Genomic DNA, 22,234 nt, shown 5'->3' on the forward strand with positions numbered 1-22,234 from the left:
TCAGATCGCTGAGCCAAGTTGGAAGATGGGCAGGTACATGGCAACTACCAGTCCACCGACGATAACACCCAGCACCACCATGATGAACGGCTCCATCAGGCTGGTGAGGTTATCGACCATGTTATCGACGTTGTCTTCGTAGAACCCCGCGACTTTGTCGAGCATAGCGTCCAGGGTGCCGGACTCTTCGCCAATTGCAGTCATTTGTATCGCCATGTTCGGAAAGACGCCGCAGGTGCGCATGGCGAAATGCAATTGCATGCCGGTCGAGATGTCCTGCCGGATGCGCAATACCGCGCGCTTGAACACGCTATTGCCGGTCGCACCGGCCACTGATTCCAGGGCCTCCACCAGCGGCACGCCGGCAGCGAAAGTGGTCGACAAAGTACGGGCGAACCGGGCCACGGCGGACTTGTGCATCAGGGTGCCCACCAGCGGCAGTTTCAGCAGCCAGGTGTCCATCCGGTCACGCAAGGCCGGGGATGTCCTGAGGGTGTGGCGTACGCCGAAGGTCATCGTGATCAGCGTGCCAAGGACCACCCACCACCAGGCCTGCATCAATTGCGACAGGCCAATGACCATCACGGTGAAGGCCGGCAGTTCAGCGCCAAAGCCTTTGAACACCGACTCGAACTGCGGCACGACATTGACCAGCAGAATCCCGGTGACAATCGTCGCGACGAACACCACCACCAGCGGGTAGGTCATGGCTTTCCTGATCCTGGCCTTGAGGCTTTCGCTTTTTTCCTTGTAGGTCGCGACCCGCTCCAAAAGGGTGTCGAGGGCACCGGCCTGCTCGCCGGCATCCACCAGGTTGCAATACAGCTCATCGAAATACCGGGGCTTCTTGCGCAGGGCGGCGGCGAAACTGCTGCCTGCCGCAACTTCCTGTTTCAGTTCGTCCACCAGCTTGCGCATGGCCGGATTGTCGAAGCCCTCGCCGATGATGTCGAAGGACTGCAACAACGGCACGCCGGCCTTCATCATCGTCGCCATTTGCCGGGTGAACAGGGCAATGTCCTGGGCCTTGATACGCTTGCCCATGCTGAAAACCGAATGGTTTTTTTTGCGAACCTTGCCCGGACTGATGCCTTGCTTGCGCAGTTTCGCCTTGATCAGCGCCGGGTTTTGAGCGCTGAGTTCGCCGGTCACTTTTGTGCCTTTGCGGTCGATGCCTTCCCACGCATACACGCTGATTTTCGCTGCCTTGACCGCCATGTTCAGTCCTGGGTATTCCGATTGAATTGCTCTTATAGCCTAGTCAAAGGATGGGGCCAAACCCGCAAGGGTGATGTGACAAAAAACGTCAGATAGTACTGATCCTGGTAGCAAGTAAGGGCTTTGCGGCCACCATGCCCCCTGCCAACAGGGGCTTCTGGCCTTGGCACAGGCTGTGCTGCCATGGGGCAGGTCATGAGCCTTCGACTCATGCATGGAGCTTGTAAATGAACAATCAAAAAGGTTTTACCCTGATCGAGTTGCTCGTCGTGGTGGCGATCATCGGGATCCTGGCAACCCTGGGCCTGCCGATGTATTCCAAGTACCAGGCACGGGCCAAGGTCACGGCGGCGATGGCTGAGCTGACTGCAATGAAGGTGCCGTTCGAGGATGTGATCAGCCAGGGGGAAACCCCAACAATTGCCAACGTGGCGCCCGCTGGCAAGACATCGACCAACCATTGCGCCCTGTCTGTGACGGCTACAGCGCCGGGGGCGGGATCAATCGTTTGTACGTTGCACAATGCCCCGGGGGTGGTCCAGGGCAAAACCGTCACCCTGACACGGGACGAAGCCAAAGGCTGGTCATGCAAGAGCAGCGTTACCGAGGACTACTTGCCTAAAGGGTGTTCCGGTTCTGCGGCATGAATTGCTGAATCAAGTCCCCGCTTTTGCGGGGATTTTCCTGTTTGTCGACCCGTCGTCAAATGTTGCAGATAAAGCTCAGAAATTTCAGCATCTTAGGAACTTTCCATAAACCCGCAACTTGCATGCAGTGTTTCTGCTTCTCGTGCATTTTGCATGATTCCGAAAATTGGCTGATTTCATAACTTTTTGATTTGTAAGGTTTTTATCTTTGTTTCAAAGTTGGCACAGCGTTCGCAATACCCTTGGTAACCCTGCCGACAAGACATCCGGCAGACTTTCCGAAAAACAGGAGTTACTCGTATGAAGAAGTTCGCTATCACTGCCGCTGCTGCTACCGCGCTGACCCTGACCATGGCCAACGCCGCGTTTGCTCAAACCACCCAGGCAACCCATTCGCCAATGGTGCTGGCTGCCGGTGAAATGACCGAAGTGAAAGAAGATACTTCCGATACCTGGATCACCACCAAAGTCAAGGCTGACCTGATGACTGAAAAAGGCATTCCAGGTAGCGACATCAAAGTTGAAACCAAAAAAGGCGTGGTATCGCTGTCGTCGACCACCGCCGTGACCGATTCGCAAAAAGAAGCGGCTGTGGCCATCACCAAGAAAATCAAAGGCGTCAAGGCGGTCTCCGCTGACGGCCTCAAAGCCGAGTAAGGCAAGGCTTCTCGCCTGGACCGGGAGAAGGCGCGACAGACGGGCAGAGTCATACGTCTGTTGCAACCTGAGTGTTCATGCGAAGGGCCATAAGGATGTGGCCGTCACAGGCCCCGCGCATTTATTGCCGGGGCCTGTTCTATATGTAACGCTGAAAACCCAATGTGGGAGCGGGCTTGCTCGCGAAAGCGGTGTGTCATTCAACCAATAAGTTGACTGATCTATCGCCTTCGCGAGCAAGCCCGCTCCCACATTGGATAGTGCTAATCAATTGCCGCGTTTACTGGTGATCTGTTTCAGCCGATTACCTTCGAACCGCAAGTATTGATACATCCCGCCATTCGGTCCGTAGGTCCACTCCTCGACCTGAAACTCCTCGCGTCGATCGGCACTGCGCTTGTACCCCAGCAAGTCGCGGCTGACCGGCTCACCGCATTTCTGCACGACCTCACTCGAGCGATCGCCGACGCTGATCAACTGGCTGCCACAGCGCAGGGTATCGGCCGCCCAGGCCTGACTGACGGAGAGCGCCAGAGCCAAGCCTGCCAGCTGCCGATGCATCACTCGGCATCCAGATGCATCGGAGTCACCACGCGGCCGTCGCTTTGCGCCTCGCCCAGATTGGCATCGATGAAGTACACCCGGTCATCTTCCAACTGGGCCTTGTCGACCAGATAATCCTTGATGCTGCTGGCGCGTTCCTGGCCCAGTTGACGCAACAGTACGTCGCTGGCACTCCAGAACTTGATCACCTCGGCACGCATTTTCGCGGTGCGTTCTTCCTTGCCCAGGTCCTTCCATTCGGCAGGGGGCTGGGTTTTCAGGCGGGTGCGGTAGATACCTTCGAGCAGCGGGCCCTTTTCTCCGTCCGGCACTTCCAGCAACGAAGCCTGGGCCGGGACCTTGTCACCGCGGCGCTGGAGCATTTTGTAGTAGTTGTACTGGTATTCACGCTCCAGGCGTTGTTCGGCGATCAGCGGGCCATCGCTGCTCTGGGCGGCGGTGCCTTCGATTTCCAGGCGCAGGGCCGGGCGTTCCTTGAGCGCCTTGGACAGTTTGTCTAGGGCGCCTTCGGCGTCCTTGCTCAATTCGCTGGAACCGGCTGCGAATGAAACGCTGCCCAGGTCTTCCGAACCACCACCGTTGACCAAGCCGCCAATGAGTTTGAACGGTGCTGCCGCGGCCTTGACGATCAGGTTGCGCAGGGTCTGCCAGATAATCGGCATGACGCTGAACTGAGGGTTGTTCAGGTCGCCAGTGACCGGCAGTTCGATGGAGATCTTGCCGTCGACGTCCTTGAGCAAGGCAATGGCCAGTTTCAGTGGCAGGCTCACGGCATCCGGGCTGTCGACTTTTTCACCCAGTTGCAGTTGTTCGACCACTACTTTGTTTTCAGCTTTGAGCTGACCCTTGGTGATCTGGTAGTGCAGGTCGAGATTGAGCCGGCCCTTGCGGATACGGTAGCCGGCGAACTTGCCGGAGTAGGGCGTCAGCGTGGTCAGTTCCACGCGTTTGAAGCTGGTGGCGATGTCGAGGCTGGCCATCGGGTCGAACGGATTGACCGAGCCCTTGATGGTCACCGGTGCGTAGCGATCGACCTTGCCCTTGACGTCGACACTGGCCGGTTTCGGCCGGCGGCTGTCGATGGTGCCGATCTGCCCGTTGAGTTGCTGGATGGCGGTGGCGAAGTTCGGGGTCAGGCTGAAGTCGGCGAAGTTGGCCGAACCGTCATTGATGAAAATGCCGCCGATGTGGATGCCCAACGGTTTTTCGTTGCTGGCCGGTTTGTTCGCCGCCGGTTTTGCCCCGGAATCCGCTGGCTGTGGAATCAGCAGGTCATCGATGTTGGTGGTGCGATCATCGTTGATCATGAAACGCGCATAGGGCTGGAACAGGTTGATCTTGTCGATCGACAGGCTGTCCCCATGCTGATAGTTCAGGCCTTCGACCACGACCTGCTGCCACTTGAGGAAGTCGCGGGTTTTCAAGGTGTCCAGGGTATGCAACTGATCGACCTGGGCACCGCCGGTGACGCCGAAGGCCAAGGGCTCGGTGCTTTTCAGGTCGACCGCCAGATCGCTGCCGAGCATGCCGCTGCGCAGTTCCAGGCGAATGAACGGCGTGATGTAGGACTGGGCAACCCGCAGGTCGATGTCCTTGGTCTGTACCTTCAGCCTGGCGCTGACCGGGGCCAGGTTGATCTCGCCGTCGGCCATGATCTTGCCTTGCTTGCCTACACCGGTATCGAGCTTGAGGGTAAAGGGGGAACCGTTGAGGCTGTCGAAATTTTGCAGGTCGAGGTTCAGCGGACTCAGTTCCAGGGCGACGACGGGTTGTGCCTTGCGGTCAGCCAGATGCACCTTGTAGTCGCGCAGTTGCACATCCTTGAGCAGCACCTGCCAGGGTTTGTCTGGCGCGGCCGGTTCAGGTTTCGGTGAGTCTGCCGCCGCCGGAGTGCCGGTCGGTTCGGCATCCGCCTTGGCTTTGGCAGCGGGTTTGGCCGGCTGGCTGGCGAACAGTTTCTGCCAGTCGAGTTGGCCGTCCGATTCCAGCGCGGCCCAGGTTTCCAGTTTGTGGCTGCGGATCTTGCCCACCACCACTTGCTGCTTGGCCAGGTCCACGGTGGTTTCGCTGACGTCCAGGCGCTCGAGCTTTACCAGCGGCCGGCCATCCGGAGCCTTGATCGCGAAGGGGGCGATGCTGACCGCTACATTGCTCAGTAGCAGCTCGGTTTCCTTGGCCAGGTTGAGTTTGTAGTCGGTGCTGATGCTCATGACGCCGTTTTCGAGATCCAGTGGCACGGCATCGCGCACATAGGGCCAAAAGGCTTTCATCTTGCCGTCAGTGATTTTCAGCTTACCTTCGGAGGCGATCGGGATCAGGCTGAAGTTGCCGGTCCAGTCGATCTGTCCACCATTGGGGCCGACGGCCACCAGGGTCATGTCGGCGCTGTCATCAGGCAGGGTACTGAGGTTCTTCAGTTCGAAATCGAGTGTGTCGTAGAGAAACTCGATGGGCTCGCTGGGCCGGGCATCTTCAAAATGCACGGAACCGCCCGCCAGTTTGATCCGCTCGATGCGCAGTGGAAACGGCTTGGCATCCGGGTCGGCCGGCGTGGGTTCGCTCTCTGGCAGTTTGAACAGCCCGAGCAGATTGAGTTTGCCGTCCTTGCTGAACAGGATTTCGGTCTTGGGCTTGGTCAGTTCGACATCAGACAGGTGCACCGCCTTGGTCCACAGGCTGTCGAATTGCAGATTGGCGTACAGGTGCTCGAAACCGACCTGCTCCTTGCCGGGTTCGCCGATGTTCAAGCCCCAAAGGGTCAGTTCAAGGCTGAACGGATTGAATTCGATCCGCTGGATGGTCGCGGGTGTAGTGGCGTAGTTGGCCAGTTGCTGGTTGGCAACGCGCAACGCGACACCCGGTAAAATCAGAAAACCCAGCAAGCTGTAGAGGGCCAGAGCAGTCAACAAGGCGCCGATGGCGCGAATCAATCCTTTGTACATGTGAGGCTTCATCTGTCTGAATCGGAGTGCGTTGGAGTATGGCACGCGTTTCCGGTTCCGAAGTGATTGGCCTGTTCATGAATTTTCAGATTTCTCCGACGACGGTCAGAGCTGCAGGATCAGGGTTTTCAGCGGTGGCTGTTGATCCATTGACGGAAAATCGGCACCCGGTTTCATCACTGTCCATTCACGCACCGGCCGCCCGGCCTTCTCTGCACAACGCAAAACCTGTTCGCGCCAGTCGTCCATGCTGACTTTCGCCAGGTTGTTGCAGCAGATCAGCACGCCGTTGTCGGCGGTGGTCAGCAAGGCCGGTTTGAGCAGGCTCTGGTAGTCGCGCAGCAGGTCGACGGTGCCGAATGCACTCTTGGCCCAGGCCGGAGGGTCCAGCAGCACCAGATCGTACTGGCGCTGTTCCAGGCGCTGATAGCTCGGAAGTTTTTGCCCGCGGCGCTGGCTGATCGGCAGGCCGGCCAGTTGGCGAATGGCCGGGAAGTAGTCGGACTGGATAAATTCCATGGTCGGCAACTGCGGGTTGAGCTGCCCGTTCTCCCGACCGACCGCCAGGTTGCCTTCGGCGAAGTCCAGGTTGCACACCTCGCGTGCGCCACCGGCGGCGGCACTGAGGCCGACACCACAGGTGTAGGCAAACAGGTTCAGCACGCTTTTGTTCTTGCTGTGATCCTTGACCCAGCCGCGGGTGTTGCGCAGGTCGAGGAACAGCAGCGGGTCCTGTCCTGCATGGCGACCGCGCACCCGATAGTTCAGGCCCCATTCGTGGCCGACCAGGTCTTGCAGGGCGGCTTCGTCGGCGCGGTAGACGATGTCATCGCGATCGATGCGCGAGTTGCCACGGGAGCGGTCGTTGTAGACCAGCAGGGTTTCAAAACCCAGGTGTTGATTGATCGCTTCGTGCAGTTGCAGCAGCGTCTCGCGCTCCAGCGCCTGGTGGAAACTTTGCACCAACAGCTGTGGGCCGTAGCGGTCGATGGTCAGGCCAGCGGCGCCTTCCTGGCTACCGTGGAACAGGCGATAGCAATCGGTCCCTTGCAGGTGCAGTTCGGCGAGCAGGTCCTGGCGTTGATCGAGGGCGGCGCGCAGCGCCTGATTCAAGGAAGACATGCTGGGCGCCTTGCAGGAGAGAATTGGGCGCGGGAGTTTAACAGTTTTGGCGCGGGACCGAGGCGCTGCCTTCGCGAGCAAGCCCGCTCCCACATTGGATTTTCTGTGAACATAAAACTTGCGATCGACATAGATCCATTGTGGGAGCGGGCTTGCTCGCGAAGCTTTTGACTTTGTTCTTTCTAAGTAATCCCCATCCGCCGTTTAGCCCGCTGCACCGAACCGTTACGCACCGCCCAGCGCAGCATCGGCGCACTGCGATTGACGCTGGCGCGGATCAGCTTGCGTTGCAGCGGGTTCTGGCTGACGCCGAGCATGGAGCTGGCCCAGTCCGGCAGCAGGTCGATCCCGGCCTGCATCATCAGACCGCCGAAAGGCTTGGCCAGGCGGCTGGGGGAAGGGGCATTTAGCAACAGGCGCAGGACTTCCCGACTGCGTTCGTCGCACAGCAACTGAGGGCGCATGCGCTCAAGATAGTCGGCAATTTCCTGGCGCGAGCGGGGCACATCCCTGGCCCCGAGCCGCTCGGCGACCAGGGCGATTTCCGCGTAATAGCGATCCTGGTCGGCAGGTGAAAGATGCGGGTTGCGATAGCGCAAATGCGCGGCGAGGAAGTTGCTGACTTCCGCCACATGCACCCACGTCAGCAGTTCGGGATCGCTGGCGGCGTAGGCACGTCCGTCCGGCGCTGTACCGGTGATCTGCAAATGGATGGTGCGGACTTTTTCGATCAGCCAGTCGGCATCCTGTCGAGAGCCGAAGGTGGTGCCGGAGATGAACTGCCCGGTGCGGCGCAGGCGGCCGAGCATGTCTTCACGAAAGTTCGAATGGTCCCAGACCCCGGCCAATGCCAGCGGGTGCAGGGCCTGCAGCATCAGGGCACTGATGCCACCGATCAGCATGCTGCTGAAATCGCCATGGACTTGCCAGCTCACCGAGTCCGGTCCGAACAGGCCCGGGTCGCCCTTGGGGTTTTCCAGGTCGAGTTTGCCCAAAGACAAACCGGTCAGGCTCATGATCTGGGTTTCGATGCGGGTGCGGATGAATTCCATGGCCACTCTGTAATTTTCTGTAGGAGCGAGCCTGCTCGCGATGGACGTTAACGGTAACGCGTTTCTCCTGAATGTACGCGGCGCGCTTGAGTTCATCGCGAGCGAGCTCGCTCCTACAAAGGCCAGAACGTTATTGATTCAGGCGTTTATCGATCAAGCCTTGTACCACGCTTGGATCGGCCAAGGTCGAAGTGTCGCCCAGATTGTCCAGTTCGTTGCAGGCGATCTTGCGCAGAATGCGCCGCATGATCTTGCCTGAGCGGGTTTTCGGCAAGGCCGGCGCCCACTGGATCAAGTCCGGTTTGGCGAAACTGCCGATTTCCTTGCTGACCAGGGCCAGCAATTCTTTCTTCAGTTCATCGTTGGTTTCGACGCCGTTCATGGGTGTGACGAAGACATAGATGCCCTGGCCCTTGATGTCGTGGGGATAACCGACCGCAGCGGCCTCGGCGATGCTCTCGTGCAGCACCAGGGCGCTTTCCACTTCGGCAGTGCCGATACGGTGGCCGGACACGTTGATCACATCGTCGATGCGACCGGTAATCCAGTAGTCGCCATCTTCATCGCGCCGCGCGCCGTCACCGGTGAAGTAGTAGCCGGGGTAGGGCTTGAAGTAGGTGTCGACCATGCGTTGCGGGTCGCGATAGACACTGCGGATCTGTGCAGGCCAGCTGGATTTTATGGCCAGTACGCCGCTGCCGGCGCCCTTGATTTCCTTGCCTTGCTCGTCGAGCAGCACCGGTTGCACGCCGAACATCGGTTGTGTCGCACAACCGGGCTTGATCCGTTGGGCACTGACCAGCGGGCTGAGCATGATGCCGCCGGTTTCGGTCTGCCACCAGGTGTCGACGATCGGGCAACGCTCTTCGCCGACCTCATGGAAATACCATTCCCAGGCTTCCGGGTTGATCGGTTCGCCAACCGTGCCGAGTAGCCTGACGCTGGCGCGGGATGTTTGCTTCAACGGTTCCGGGCCTTCGCGCATCAATGCGCGCAGGGCCGTCGGGGCGGTGTAGAAAATGTTTACCTTGTGCTTGTCGATCACCTGCCAGAAGCGCGAGGTACTCGGGTAGTTCGGCACGCCTTCGAAAATCAGCGTGGTCGCGCCGTTGGCCAGCGGACCGTAGACGATGTAGCTGTGGCCAGTGACCCAGCCGACGTCGGCGGTGCACCAGAAGACTTCGCCGTCGCGGTAGTCCAGCACGTACTTGAAGGTCATCGCTGCTTGCAGCAGGTAGCCACCGGTGGTGTGCAGCACGCCTTTGGGTTTGCCGGTGCTGCCGGAGGTATAGAGGATGAACAGCGGGTCTTCGGCGTCCATCGGCTCGGGCGGGCAATCGGCGCTGGCTTCGCGCAGGGCCTGCTGGTACTTGATGTCCCGTCCTTCGACCCAGTTCACCAGCCCCTTGGTGCGCTCGACCACCAGCACGCTGCTCACGTCCGGGCAGCTTTGCAGCGCCTTGTCGACGTTCTGCTTGAGTGGCACGACCTTGCCACCGCGCACACCTTCGTCGGCAGTGATCACGGTGCGGCAGTCGGCGTCGAGAATGCGGTCGCGCAACGAGTCCGGGGAGAAGCCGCCGAACACTACCGAGTGCACTGCACCGATGCGGGTACAGGCCAGCATGGCGTAGGCCGCCTCGGGAATCATCGGCATGTAGATGCACACGCGGTCGCCTTTTTTCACGCCACGGTTTTTCAGCACATTGGCCAGGCGGCAGACGTTTTCATGCAGTTTTTTGTAGGTGATCGATGTCGAGTCGGCAGGGTCGTCGCTTTCCCAGATGATGGCGACCTGATCGCCGCGTTTCTCCAGGTGCCGGTCGATACAGTTGTAGCTGACGTTCAATTGCGCACCGGCAAACCAGCTGGCTTCACCGGTTTTCAGGTTGTAGCGCTGGACGGTTTCCCAGGGCGCGCTCCAGTCCAGAAAGCGCGTGGCCTGTTCGGCCCAGAAGGTGCTGGGGTGTTCGACGGATTGGCGGTACAGGCGCTGATAGTCGTCTTGACTCAATTGTGCGGCCCGGCGGACGGCATCGGCTTTGGGGAACGTGCTGATATCGAACATGACGGTTCCTTATGCTTGTTTTGCGACAAGGATAAAGATGCGCCGAGAGGTCCATGGGTTCAAGTCAGATACAAAACAACTGTGGGAGCTAGCTTGCTCGCGATGAGGGCATGGAGGTCAACATGGTTGTCGACTGACAGTCCGTCATCGCGAGCAAGCTCGCTCCCACAGGGAATTGTTTTTGCCCACAGGATTCGGGTTGATCCAAAGCCCGTGGGTTGTGCTATCAAATCACCCGCGGTGACGACCACGGAAGTAATTGATCAGCCCTTGGGTCGAGGCGTCCTCGGCCGGGGTTTCTTCGCTGCCGACCAGGCGGTTGTAGACGCCTTTGCCCAGCTCCTTGCCCAGCTCCACACCCCACTGGTCGAAGGCATTGATGCCCCAGATCACGCTTTGCACGAAGACTTTGTGTTCGTACATCGCCACCAGAGCGCCGAGGCGACGCGGGCTGATGCGCTCGACCACCAGGGTGTTGCTCGGACGATTGCCTGGGATCACCTTGTGCGGCGCGAGTTTCTGCACTTCGGCGTCACTCATGCCTTTGTCGCGCAGCTCGGTTTCGGCCTCGGCAAGGGTCTTGCCGAGCATCAGCGCCTGGCTCTGGGACAGGCAGTTGGCGTACAGCCACTGGTGGTGGTCGGACACTGGGTTGAAGCTGACGATCGGCACGATGAAGTCGGCCGGGATCAATTGGGTGCCCTGGTGCAGCAACTGGTGGTAGGCATGCTGACCATTGCAGCCGACGCCGCCCCAGATTACCGGCCCGGTGTCTGTGGACACTGGCTTGCCGTCCTGGCGCACGCTCTTGCCGTTGGATTCCATGTCCAGCTGTTGCAGGTGCTTGGTGATGTTACGCAGGTAGTGATCGTACGGCAGGATCGCGTGGCTTTGCGCGCCCCAGAAGTTGCCGTACCACACGCCGAGCAAGGCCAGCAGCACCGGCATGTTCTGTTCGAAGGGCGCGGTCAGGAAGTGCTGGTCCATGGTGTAGGCACCGGACAGCAATTCCTTGAAGTTGGACATGCCGATGGCCAGGGCAATCGGTAGACCAATGGCCGACCACAGCGAGTAGCGCCCGCCGACCCAGTCCCACATCGGGAAGATGTTCTCTTCGCGGATGCCGAACGCTACCGCGGCGGCGTTGTTGCTCGATACCGCGATGAAGTGGCGATACAGCTCGGCTTCCGAACCACCCTGGGCCAGATACCAGGCACGGGCAGCCTGGGCGTTCTTCAGGGTTTCGAGGGTGTTGAAGGATTTCGACGAGACGATGAACAGCGTGGTCTCGGCGCGCAGCTTCATGGTCAGTTCGTGGAACTCGCTGCCGTCGATGTTCGCCAGGTAATGGCAACGCACGCCTTTCTGGGCGTAGGACAGCAAGGCTTCGGACACCAGCTCAGGGCCGAGGAAGGAGCCGCCGATGCCGATGTTCACCACGTCAGTGATCGGCTTCTCGGTGTAACCGCGCCACAGACCGTCGTGGATACGGCCGACGAGGTCGGTGATCTGGTTCAGCACCTTGTGCACTTCGGGCATCACGTTGACGCCATTGACCGACAGCTTGTCGCCGACCGGGCGGCGCAGGGCCGTGTGCAGGGCCGGACGACCTTCGGAAGAGTTGACGATTTCGCCATCGAACAGCGACTTGATCGCGCCCTTGAGGTCGACTTCGTTGGCCAGGCCCACCAGCAGATTGCGGGTCTCGGCGTTGATCAGGTTTTTCGAATAGTCGAGAAACAGGCCGCAGCTGCTGAGGGTGAATTGAGTAAAACGCTGCGGATCGGCATTGAAGGCTTCGCGCATGCTGAAATCCTGCATGGCTTGGCGGTGGTCATTCAACGCTTGCCAGGCGGGCAGAGCGGTAACGTCGTGAGGAGTGCGGTAATACGCCATCGCTGCGGGTTTCCTTATTACTTGAACGGCCTTTTGAACACTAAAAATCCCGGAGCGCTGTGGGTGGGCGTTCCGGTCAACTGCGTCGACACGATTTCATGGCGCAGGGCGAATACAGTAAACCCCGCGCAATGATCTGTCTTGACTTTGTCTGACCTGTTTCCGGTACTTTTTTAACATCGAAGTTAGGAACGGCCCGACAAACGGAAGAGACAAGACTCGTATCAGGCAACCTGGACCGGAATGGCATTGCTGGTGTGGCTCAGTTCATTGCCCGGTGCCATGTAGAGCATGCGTGGCTTGAAGTTGAGCAGTTCGGCTTCGCTGTAATGAGCGTAAGCGCAGATGATCACGCGATCCCCGACCTTGGCCTTGTGGGCAGCGGCGCCGTTGACCGAGATCATGCGCGAGCCTTCTTCGCCACGGATGGCGTAGGTGGTGAAGCGCTCGCCGTTGTCGACGTTGTAGATCTGGATCTGCTCGTACTCACGAATACCGGACAGGTCCAGCCATTCACCGTCGATGGCGCAGGAGCCTTCGTAATCGAGTACAGCGTGGGTGACTTCGGCGCGATGCAGCTTGGCTTTGAGCATGATGGCGTGCATGAGTATTTCCCAGGTCGGAATCGAACGGCGGGCAGTTTGCCCGAAGGGGTTGTGGGCGGCAATACGAATGAAGCGAAGGGTTTGAAGTGTACTTTTGTGGCGAGGGGGCTTGCCCCCGTTCCAGTGCGTAGCACTGGCAAAATTTCGGAAACGCTCGAAAGTTTGGGGCCGCTTCGCAGCCCAACGGGGGCAAGCCCCCTCGCCACAGACTCACTCCACAGAATTCGAGAGTGTTTAGATTGGCGCGTCGAGGTTCAGGTGCAGGTTGTCGATCAACCGCGTCGTACCGAGGAACGCCGCCACCAGAATCACCAGGTCACGATCCTGCGCCGTCGCCGGGCGCAAGGTCAGGGCATGGCGGATTTCCAGATAGTCAGGACGCAGGCCGGCTGCTTCGAGCTGTTTGATCTGGGTGCCGATCAGCGCCGGGTAGTCGCGTTCGCCCTGCTTGATCGCTTCGCCGATCGCATTCAGCGTGCGATAAACCACCGGTGCCACAGCGCGTTGCTCTTCGCTGAGGAAACCGTTGCGCGACGAAAGCGCCAGGCCATCGGTTGCGCGAACAGTGGGCTCACCGATGATCTGGATCGGCATGTTCAGGTCATGAACCAGCGCGCGAATCACCGCCAGTTGCTGAAAGTCTTTCTCGCCGAAAATCGCCAGGTCCGGCTGGACCATGTTGAACAGCTTGCTGACCACCGTCGCCACACCTTCGAAATGCCCCGGACGGCTGGCGCCGCACAGACCTTCGGACAATTGCGGGACACTGACGCGGGTCTGGCCGGCCATGCCGTCGGGATACATTTCTTCAACGGTGGGGGCAAACAGCAAATGGCAACCGGCCTGGAGCAGTTTTTCCTGGTCGGCGGCGAGGGTGCGCGGGTACTTGTCGAGGTCTTCGCCAGCACCGAATTGCAGCGGGTTGACGAAAACGCTCGCCACCACGAAGTCCGCCCGTTGGGAGGCTTTGGTCACCAGCGCCACGTGGCCGCTGTGCAGGTTGCCCATGGTTGGCACAAAGGCGATGCGTTTGCCTTCGCCACGGGCTCGGGCCACGGCGGCCCGCAGTTCGCGTACGGTTTTTACGGTGTTCATGCAGAGAATCCGTGTTCGATCCCAGGGAAAGTTGCCGCTTTGACTTCAGTCACGTAGGCATTCAATGCAGCTTCAATGCTGGTCTGGCCAGTCATGAAGTTTTTCACGAATTTCGGCACGCGACCGGTAATGGACAGGCCCAGCATGTCGTGCAGAACCAGCACCTGGCCGTCGGTGCGATTGCCGGCGCCAATACCGATCACCGGAATCTTCACCGCCTGGGTGATATCTTCCGCCAGTTCGCTCGGGACGCACTCGAGCAGCAGCATTGCCGCGCCAGCCTGTTCCAGGGCGATCGCGTCGGCACGCATCTGCCGCGCCTGGTTTTCATTGCGACCCTGGACCTTGTAGCCGCCAAGGATGTTCACCGACTGTGGCGTCAGGCCCATGTGCGCGCAGACAGGGATGCCGCGCTCGGCCAGCAGGCGGATCGAGTCGGCCAGCCACAACGCTCCTTCGACCTTGACCATGTGCGCGCCGGCCTGCATCAACAGGGCGCTGTTGGTCATGGCTTGCTCGGTGGTGGCGTAGGCCATGAAAGGCAGGTCGGCGAGGATCAGGGCATCGCTGTTACCGCGTTTGACGGCGGCCACGTGGTAAGCCATTTCCGAGGTGGTGACAGGCAAGGTGCTGTCGTGGCCCTGCAGAACCATGCCGAGGGAGTCGCCCACCAACAGCACTTCGACGCCGGCCTGATTGCAGGCGTGGGCGAAGGTCGCGTCGTAGCAGGTCAGCATGGTGATTTTTTCACCTTTTTGCTTCAGACCTTGCAGGGTGGTCAGGGTGATGGCTGGCATGAAAAGTTCCTCATTCAGGCGCTGTGGAAACTACTGCGAGTAACGCGCGTGATTCTTCGTTGAATACAGGCGCACGCTCTTTCGTCGTGCTTTTAAGGCCTGGATTGCGCCCTTGAACGCCGTGTAGGCGGCAGCGGGACGCCTATAGTCGTGAGGAGAACGAGGGAAGTCAATTGCGTGTGTTACCGCATTGTTACGGGTGGGGTGTTACCGGGGTAACTGATGCGATTCAGCAGCAGATCTTGTGCGCGACACAAAACCAATGTGGGAGCGGGCTTGCTCGCGAAGGGCGCATCAGATTCAACATTAATGTTGATTGATACACCGCTTTCGCGAGCAAGCCCGCTCCCACAGGGTATTTGTGTCACGTCGGGAGGAGGCGTTCCAGGCCGACGAACGGGCATGCCTTGAGCAGTTCGGTCAAGTTCCGGCCATCGGCCAAGTGCAGATCCGCAGGGGCCAGTTCCGCCAGCGGGTACAACACGAAGGCCCGTTCCTGCATGTGGTAATGGGGAACCTTGAGGCGCGGTTCGTCGATCAGGCGATCACCGAACAGCAGGATGTCGAGGTCCAGCGTGCGCGGTCCCCAACGCTCAAGACGCTCGCGACCCTGGCCGTTTTCGATGGCCTGCAAGGCATCCAGAAGATCCAGCGGCGCCAGTGTGCTGTCGAGAGCGGCGACTGCATTGGTGTAACGCGGTTGGCCGGGCAGAAGCGAGTCACTTTGGTAAAACGCAGAAACCCCGACCAACTCCGATTGCGGCAACTGCGTCAGCGCTTCGACGGCGCTGCGCAATTGTTCGGCGGGGTCAGCCAGATTGCTGCCCATGCCGATGTAGATGCGTTCCATGGATTACTCGCCCGTGGTGCTCGAAGCGCCGGCAGCGCGTTTGCGCTTGGAGCCACCGCTGCGGCGACGCTTGCGCGGGGCGCCGGTGCCTTCGTCCTTGCCGCTGAGGTCGCGAATCATGTCGCGACGCTCGCTTTCGTTGGCGTCCTGATAGTCCGTCCACCATTCGCCCAGGCCATCGGTCTGCTCGCCGGCGCTTTCACGTAGCAGCAGGAAGTCGTAGCCGGCGCGGAAGCGCGGATTGTCCAGCAACAGATCGGCACGCTTGCCGCTGCGGCGGGGCAGGCGTTCCTGCATGTCCCAGATTTCGCGGATTGGCATGGTGAAGCGTTTCGGAATCGCAATGCGCTGGCACTGCTCGGCAATGAGCTCGTGCGCCGCTTCCTGCATCGCCGGAATCGGTGGCATGCCACGCTCCTGCAGGCGCAGGACGCGGGCCGGCAGGGCAGGCCAGAGCAGGGCTGCAAACAGGAACGCCGGGGTTACCGGTTTGTTCTGCTTGATCCGCAGGTCGGTATTGATCAGGGCTTCGCTGATCAGGGTGTGGGTGTACGTCGGGTTGTATTCCAGTGCTTCGGCGCTGGCCGGGAACAGTGGATCGAACAACTGTAGGTCGACCAGCATTTCAAACGTGTCGGCGGCATGGCCGGAGAGGAACAGCTTGAGCACCTCTTCGAACAGACGAGCCGACGGGATCTCGCGCAGCATCGGCGCCAGGCCGCGGATCGGCAGGGCGCTGTGTTTTTCGATGCCGAAGTTCAGCTTGGCGGCGAAACGCACGGCCCGCAGCATCCGTACCGGGTCTTCCTGGTAGCGTTGCGTCGGATCGCCGATCAGGCGGATCAGGTGATTGCGAATGTCGTGTACGCCGTTGGCGTAGTCGAGGATGCGTTCGCTGACCGGATCGTAATACAAGGCATTGATGGTGAAGTCGCGACGTTGCGCGTCCTCTTCCAGGGTGCCGTAAACGTTATCGCGCAAGATGCGCCCGCTTTCGTTGCGCGAAGACTGGTTGCTGTCTTCCTCGTCTTCGTTTTGCGGGTGATTGGCGCGGAAGGTCGCGACTTCGATGATTTCGCGGCCGAAGTGGATGTGCACCAGTTTGAACCGGCGCCCGATGATTCGCGCGTTACGGAATTCGGCCCGTACCTGCTCGGGTGTGGCGCTGGTGGCAACGTCGAAATCTTTCGGGGTGATACCCAGCAGCATGTCGCGCACGCAACCGCCAACCAGATAAGCCTGATAACCGGCGTTCTGCAGGCGTTCAACGATATTCACCGCGTAACGGCTGAATTGCGCCTTCTGCAGCGAGTGTTGGCCGCTGTTGAGCACTTCAGGCGTGCTGCGAATGTGTTGCGTAGGACGCTTGGGAGAACGGAATGACTGGAACAGCTTCTTCAGCATGGGATGCACTGTTTGAAGGAATATTCGGCCATAACAGAAGAATGACCGCATGATGGGCGGGGATTCTAGCATTTAGTCGGGGGATGGTGTAGGAGACAGCAGATATGAGATGTAGGAACGGGTATGGGGGGATCGCAGAAACCACAAGGGGAGCCGAAGCTCCCCAAGAAGTAGTTGCATGCTCTATTTTTATTTTTGGTTTCGGGCTTCTTGTTTTTGTTGAGTGCCCTCGCCATGAAGCTTTCCTTCATGACCCTCCCAATCGGGAGCCAAGAGCAAACGGATTGCTTTGGTCGCTGAATTGCAGTGATCTTTCGATCCAACCAGTACAGGCTCTGTCTTAAGACAGTTTTTTGTTGTTCTCGGCCTGGTCGTGGGGCAAGCCCCAAATACAACGCCTCTCCAAAAGAATCAGTTAGCTGCGCCTCTCGCCGTCTTGTTTTTATTGTGCGTGAGTCGATTCGTCTTATTTTTATTGTCTTGTGCATTGCTTGTTATTGTTCTTGTACCAAACATATAGCAGGGTGCGTGCCAACTTTTGCGAAACCCAATAAAACAAGGGGTTAGGCCGGTCGGTAGGCATTTCGAGGGCCAAAAAAAGCCGGGGCTTCGTTACCGTAAGCCCCGGCTTCTGTTACGTGAAAAAACTGAGGTAACAGTTTTTTCACAAAGTCATGTGTTACCCGCACATGAGACAGGTACGGTTCAGCTTTCGCTGGTCACCCCGGTCTTGCGACGTGGGATGCCCAGGCGCTGACGACGCTCCCACAGGCATTTGCGGCTGACCCCGAGCTTGCGGGCCAGCTCGGTTTCGGTCATGTGGTCCTGATGTTCAAGGACGAAATGCTGGAAGTAGTCTTCCAGGGAGAGATCTTCGGTCGGTTCGTGGTTGCTGTTACTGGCGTTGCCCTGTTGTGGCGCCAGGCCAATGAATTCGTCGTCTTCCAGGTCGCCCAGTTCGATGTCGATACCCAACAGCTCGGCGGAGATTTCCGGGCTTTCGCACAGGATAACGGCGCGCTCGACGGCGTTTTCCAGTTCACGAACGTTGCCCGGCCAGGAGTAGTGACGAATGGCTTGCTCGGCATCCGCGGCGAATTTCAGGTCGGTGCGGTTGATCCGCGCACTTTGCCGCGCCAGGAACGCATTGGCGATTTCGTTGACGTCCGCACCGCGTTCGCGCAGGGCTGGCAGCTTCAGCGCGATAACGTGGAGGCGGTAATACAAGTCTTCACGGAACTGGCCGATCTTCGCCAGGCTCTTGAGGTCGCGGTGAGTCGCGGCGATCAGGCGCACATCGACTTTTTGCGACTGCACCGAGCCCACGCGACGAATCTCGCCTTCCTGCAATACGCGCAGCAGGCGAGCCTGGGCTTCCAGTGGCAGTTCGCCGATTTCGTCGAGGAACAAGGTGCCGCCGTCCGCCGCTTCCACCAGGCCGGCGCGCCCGGCGCTGGCGCCGGTGAATGCGCCTTTTTCGTGGCCGAACAGTTCGGACTCGATCAGGCTTTCCGGAATGGCCGCGCAGTTCACCGAAATCATCGGCGCCTTGGCACGTTTGGACAGGTTGTGCAGGGCGCGCGCCACCAGTTCCTTACCGGTACCCGATTCGCCCTGGATCAGAACGTTGGAGTCGGTCGGTGCCACTTTGCGGATCTTGACGTACAGGTCCTGCATCGGTGGGCACGAGCCGATAATGCCGATCTCACCATTACTGTTATCGGTACCGGATTTCGCCGCGCCGTTGGCGGCTTTGCCGGCAACCGTTTCACCTCCGGCTTGTACCGTTTGTCGGTCACGCAGAATTCGTGCGGCCGCTTGCAGCATTTCGTCATGGTCGAATGGCTTGGCAATGTAGTCCACCGCGCCCATTTTCATCGAGTCGACCGCCGAGCGCAGGCTGGCATAGCTGGTCATGATCAGCACCGGCGTGCCCTGGGCGAGCTTGATCAGCTCCGTGCCAGGCGCGCCCGGGAGGCGCAGGTCACTGATGATCAGGTCGAACGAGGGAATGGTGAAGCGTTCTTGTGCTTCCTGCACTGATCCGGCTTCGCTGACCTGGTACTGGTTACGTTCCAGCAGGCGGCGCAAGGCGGAGCGGATAATGGTTTCGTCTTCGACGATCAAAATGTGCGGCATTGATTCGATACTCTCGACGGTCTCAGTTCACAGCGGACGTCGCTTCGACATGACGCGGCAAGGTAACCCTGATTCGGGTACCGCGTTGGCTTTGAACATCAGCCGGGCTGTCGATGGTGATTTGTCCATAATGCTCTTCAACGATGGAATAGACCAGTGCAAGGCCCAGACCGGTGCCTTCGCCAGGGTCCTTGGTGGTGAAGAAAGGTTCGAACAATCGGTCCATGATGCTCGACGGAATACCGCTGCCTTCGTCCTCCACGATCAGATCGACCGTGTGTTCGCCGGCTTCGCTCTTGACCCGTACCGCGCTGCCGGGAGGCGAGGCGTCACGGGCGTTTGAAAGCAGGTTGATCAATACCTGGGCCAACCGTTGCGGGTCGCCTTCGACCCAGTGTTCGGGGTCGCACAGGTTGTAGAACTGCACTTCGAAATTGCGCCGGTTCAGGGCCAGCAGGCCGATGGCATCCTGAGCCACTTCGGCCAGACAGACGGGCTCGTCGTTGTGCTGATGGCTGCCGGCATGGGCAAAGCTCATCAACGACTGGACGATGCGCGACACGCGTTTGGTCTGCTCGAGGATCTGGCCGCTGATTTCCTTCAGCTCGCCGTCTTCTTCACGTTCTTCGCGCAGGTTTTGCGCCAGGCACGCGATACCGGTGATCGGGTTGCCGATTTCATGGGCCACGCCGGCCGCCAGTCGACCGATGCTGGCCAGGCGCTCGGAGTGCACCAGTTTGTCCTCGAGCATCTGGGTTTCGGTCAAGTCTTCCACCAGCAACACCAGGCCACTGTTGCCTGGCGCGAGGGGTTCGTCGATCGCCGCTTTGTGCAGGTTCAACCAGCGTGTCTGGCCGTCGAGGGCCAGGTGCTGTTTGTGCAAGTGCTCGTCCGGCAGATTGATGAAGCCTTGCAGCAGGTCTTTCCATGGGTCGGCAATGGTACTCAGGCGCGAACCGACCACGCGCTGCGCGGCGATGCCGGTGAGTTCCTCCATGGCCTTGTTCCACATGAGGATCTCCTGATCCTTGGCCAGTGAGCAAACGCCCATCGGCAATTCCTGAAGGGTCTGGCGGTGATAGCGGCGCAAGGCATCGAGCTCGGCGGCCAGGCCGGTCAGGCGTGAGTGGTAATCCTCGAGGCGGCTTTCGATGAAGTGAATGTCTTCGGTGACGTAGTTTTCGCCGCCAGCCTTGTACGGCAGGAACGTCTCGACCATGTCCTGGGCCACGCTCGGGCCCATCAGGCCGGAGAGATTGGCTTCGATGCGGTCACGCAAGCGACGCAGGGCATAGGGGCGGCGCTCGTCGAAAGGCAGATAGAGGTCGCGCAGTGCCTGTTCCACTTCTTTCTGCGCCGCTTTTGCACCCAGTGGCTTGGCCAGTTGCGTGGCGAACTCCTGGGGCGAGGCGGCGTGCAGTTCCCGGCGTTGCGGGCGGCGAACGTTATCCACAGCGCAGGCTTCGGCAGCGCTGGCCTCTTCGGTGCTGGCGTTGGTGAACAGCGAGATCAGCGTGAACATCAGCACGTTGGCCGCCAGCGAGGCAATCGCCGCCATGTGCCAACTGGTGTCGTCCAGCACGTAGATCATGTTCAGCAGTGGAATGTAGAAGCCTTGCAGGTTGCCAACCAGCGGTAACAGCATGGTCACCAGCCACACCAGGATCCCCGCCAGCAAGCCGGCGATGAAGCCGCGACGGTTGGCGGTCGGCCAATACAGGACCGAGAGCACGCCCGGCAGGAACTGCAACGTGGCGACGAAAGCGACAATGCCGAGGTTGGCCAGGTCCTGCTCGGCTCCGAGCATCAGGTAGAAACCGTAGCCGGCCATGATGATTGCGACGATCAGCGCCCGGCGAGTCCACTTCAGCCAGCGGTAGATGTTGCCTTCGGCCGGTGGTTGATACAGCGGCAGGACCAGGTGGTTCAAGGCCATCCCGGACAGTGCCAGCGTGGTGACGATGATCAGGCCACTGGCGGCGGACAGCCCGCCGACATAGGCCAGCAACGCCAAAGCCTTGCTGTTGGCGGCGATACCGATTCCCAGGGTGAAGTATTCCGGGTTGGTGGTGGCGCCCAGTTTCAGGCCGGCCCAGAGAATCAGCGGCACTGCCAGGCTCATCAGCAACAGGAACAGCGGCAGGCCCCAGCTCGCACTCACCAGCGAACGCGGGTTGAGGTTCTCGGTAAAGGTCATGTGATACATGTGCGGCATCACGATCGCCGAGGCGAAGAACACCAGCAGCAGCGTACGCCACGGGCCTTCCTGCAACGGCGTGTGGAGGGCGGCGAGCGCGGTCTGGTTTTGCAGCAGCCACAGTTCAAGCTGTTGCGGGCCGTCGAACACGCCGTAAAGCGCATACAGTCCGACACCGCCGAGGGCGATCAGCTTGATCACCGACTCGAAGGCAATCGCGAATACCAGGCCTTCATGCTTTTCGCGGGTGGCGATGTGACGGGAGCCGAAGAAAATCGTGAACAGCGTAATCAGTGCGCAGAAGCTCAGGGCCACGAGATGCTGTACCGGCTCTCGGGTGAGGATGCTGATGGAGTCGGCGACCGCCTGAATTTGCAAGGCCAGCAGCGGCAGTACGCCGACCAGCATGAAAATCGTGGTCAGCGCACCGGCCCAGGTACTGCGGAAGCGGAAGGCAAACAGGTCCGCCAGCGACGACAGCTGATAGGTGCGGGTGATCTTCAGGATCGGGTAGAGCAGCACCGGCGCCAGCAGGAATGCCCCGGAAACGCCCAGGTAGCTGGACAGAAAACCGTAGCCGTATTGATAGGCCAGGCCCACGGTGCCGTAAAACGCCCAGGCACTGGCGTAGACGCCCAGTGACAGGGTGTAGGTCAGCGGGTGGCGAATGATCGCCCGGGGAATCATGCCCCGTTCGCTGATCCAGGCCACACCGAACAGCACCGCCAGGTATGCGGCGCTGATCAGGATCATCTGGGTCAGGCTAAAGCTCATCGGCATCTTTTTGGCTCTGCAGGATGAAGGTCACGACGATCAGAATCAGCCAGAGCAGATAAGGGCGATACCAGGCGCCAGTGGCGTCGATCCACCAATCCATGATGGCCGGGGAAAACAGGTAAATCCCCACTACCAAAAGCAGGACCAAGCGATAGATGTACATCCCGGCCTCTCTTTTTTATGCGCGTGCCCGAAAACGTGCGG

At 59.7% G+C, this 22,234-nt stretch carries 17 protein-coding genes; 2 read left to right on the top strand and 15 right to left on the bottom strand.

Annotated features, from left to right (window positions below):
* The gene (locus KW840_RS24025) at positions 1 to 1,218 is read right to left on the bottom strand and encodes a type II secretion system F family protein (protein WP_218498014.1); all 1,218 of its coding nucleotides are present in this window, start codon (positions 1,216 to 1,218) and stop codon (positions 1 to 3) included.
* A 227-nt stretch (positions 1,219 to 1,445) separates the two neighbouring features.
* Here KW840_RS24025 and KW840_RS24030 point away from each other — a divergent pair, with 227 nt between their 5' ends.
* Positions 1,446 to 1,865 carry a pilin gene (locus KW840_RS24030; RefSeq protein WP_218498015.1) on the top strand — a complete coding sequence of 140 codons (420 nt, stop codon included), beginning with the start codon at positions 1,446 to 1,448 and terminating at the stop codon, positions 1,863 to 1,865.
* Positions 1,866 to 2,165: 300 nt separating this feature from the next.
* Entirely contained in the window at positions 2,166 to 2,522 is a 357-nt protein-coding gene (locus KW840_RS24035) for a BON domain-containing protein (protein WP_218498016.1), read from the top strand.
* Between the two features lie 267 nt (positions 2,523 to 2,789).
* Here the strand turns inward: KW840_RS24035 and KW840_RS24040 are convergent, their stop codons facing one another.
* From KW840_RS24040 to KW840_RS24105, 14 genes are all read right to left on the bottom strand, one after another.
* The gene (locus KW840_RS24040) at positions 2,790 to 3,083 is read right to left on the bottom strand and encodes a DUF2845 domain-containing protein (protein WP_173677975.1); all 294 of its coding nucleotides are present in this window, start codon (positions 3,081 to 3,083) and stop codon (positions 2,790 to 2,792) included.
* Positions 3,083 to 6,040, bottom strand: a complete 2,958-nt coding sequence (locus KW840_RS24045; RefSeq protein WP_218498017.1) for a DUF748 domain-containing protein — start codon at positions 6,038 to 6,040, stop codon at positions 3,083 to 3,085. The genes KW840_RS24040 and KW840_RS24045 overlap by 1 nt, the downstream gene beginning before the upstream one ends.
* A 93-nt stretch (positions 6,041 to 6,133) precedes the next feature.
* On the bottom strand, positions 6,134 to 7,150 hold the full coding sequence (locus tag KW840_RS24050; RefSeq protein WP_057713268.1) for a class I SAM-dependent rRNA methyltransferase: 1,017 nt from the start codon (positions 7,148 to 7,150) through the stop codon (positions 6,134 to 6,136).
* 182 nt (positions 7,151 to 7,332) lie between these two features.
* Entirely contained in the window at positions 7,333 to 8,202 is an 870-nt protein-coding gene (locus KW840_RS24055; RefSeq protein ID WP_218498018.1) for an oxygenase MpaB family protein, read from the bottom strand.
* 130 nt (positions 8,203 to 8,332) lie between these two features.
* A complete protein-coding gene (acs, locus tag KW840_RS24060) occupies positions 8,333 to 10,270 on the bottom strand; it encodes an acetate--CoA ligase (RefSeq protein ID WP_218498019.1) in 1,938 nt (645 codons plus the stop codon).
* Positions 10,271 to 10,501: 231 nt separating this feature from the next.
* Positions 10,502 to 12,166, bottom strand: coding sequence for a glucose-6-phosphate isomerase (pgi, locus tag KW840_RS24065; protein WP_057713271.1), 1,665 nt, complete (start codon positions 12,164 to 12,166; stop codon positions 10,502 to 10,504).
* A 224-nt stretch (positions 12,167 to 12,390) separates the two neighbouring features.
* Positions 12,391 to 12,771: an aspartate 1-decarboxylase gene (gene panD, locus KW840_RS24070; RefSeq protein ID WP_003228271.1), complete on the bottom strand. Its 381-nt coding sequence runs from the start codon at positions 12,769 to 12,771 to the stop codon at positions 12,391 to 12,393.
* A 234-nt stretch (positions 12,772 to 13,005) separates the two neighbouring features.
* Positions 13,006 to 13,866, bottom strand: coding sequence for a pantoate--beta-alanine ligase (gene panC / locus KW840_RS24075; RefSeq protein ID WP_057713272.1), 861 nt, complete (start codon positions 13,864 to 13,866; stop codon positions 13,006 to 13,008).
* Positions 13,863 to 14,663, bottom strand: a complete 801-nt coding sequence (gene panB / locus KW840_RS24080) for a 3-methyl-2-oxobutanoate hydroxymethyltransferase (RefSeq protein WP_218498020.1) — start codon at positions 14,661 to 14,663, stop codon at positions 13,863 to 13,865. Before panB ends, panC begins: the two co-directional genes overlap by 4 nt.
* A gap of 364 nt (positions 14,664 to 15,027) precedes the next feature.
* A complete protein-coding gene (gene folK / locus KW840_RS24085) occupies positions 15,028 to 15,513 on the bottom strand; it encodes a 2-amino-4-hydroxy-6-hydroxymethyldihydropteridine diphosphokinase (protein ID WP_218498021.1) in 486 nt (161 codons plus the stop codon).
* A 3-nt stretch (positions 15,514 to 15,516) separates the two neighbouring features.
* The gene (locus KW840_RS24090) at positions 15,517 to 16,917 is read right to left on the bottom strand and encodes a polynucleotide adenylyltransferase PcnB (protein WP_056728631.1); all 1,401 of its coding nucleotides are present in this window, start codon (positions 16,915 to 16,917) and stop codon (positions 15,517 to 15,519) included.
* Positions 16,918 to 17,622: 705 nt separating this feature from the next.
* On the bottom strand, positions 17,623 to 19,056 hold the full coding sequence (locus KW840_RS24095) for a sigma-54 dependent transcriptional regulator (protein ID WP_102672233.1): 1,434 nt from the start codon (positions 19,054 to 19,056) through the stop codon (positions 17,623 to 17,625).
* Between the two features lie 22 nt (positions 19,057 to 19,078).
* Positions 19,079 to 22,033 carry a sensor histidine kinase gene (locus tag KW840_RS24100; RefSeq protein ID WP_218498022.1) on the bottom strand — a complete coding sequence of 985 codons (2,955 nt, stop codon included), beginning with the start codon at positions 22,031 to 22,033 and terminating at the stop codon, positions 19,079 to 19,081.
* Positions 22,017 to 22,193: a hypothetical protein gene (locus KW840_RS24105; protein ID WP_003176118.1), complete on the bottom strand. Its 177-nt coding sequence runs from the start codon at positions 22,191 to 22,193 to the stop codon at positions 22,017 to 22,019. The genes KW840_RS24100 and KW840_RS24105 overlap by 17 nt, the downstream gene beginning before the upstream one ends.
* Positions 22,194 to 22,234 lie beyond the last annotated feature (41 nt).

The organism is Pseudomonas sp. PDM30, assembly GCF_019218985.1.
Lineage (GTDB): Bacteria > Pseudomonadota > Gammaproteobacteria > Pseudomonadales > Pseudomonadaceae > Aquipseudomonas > Aquipseudomonas jessenii.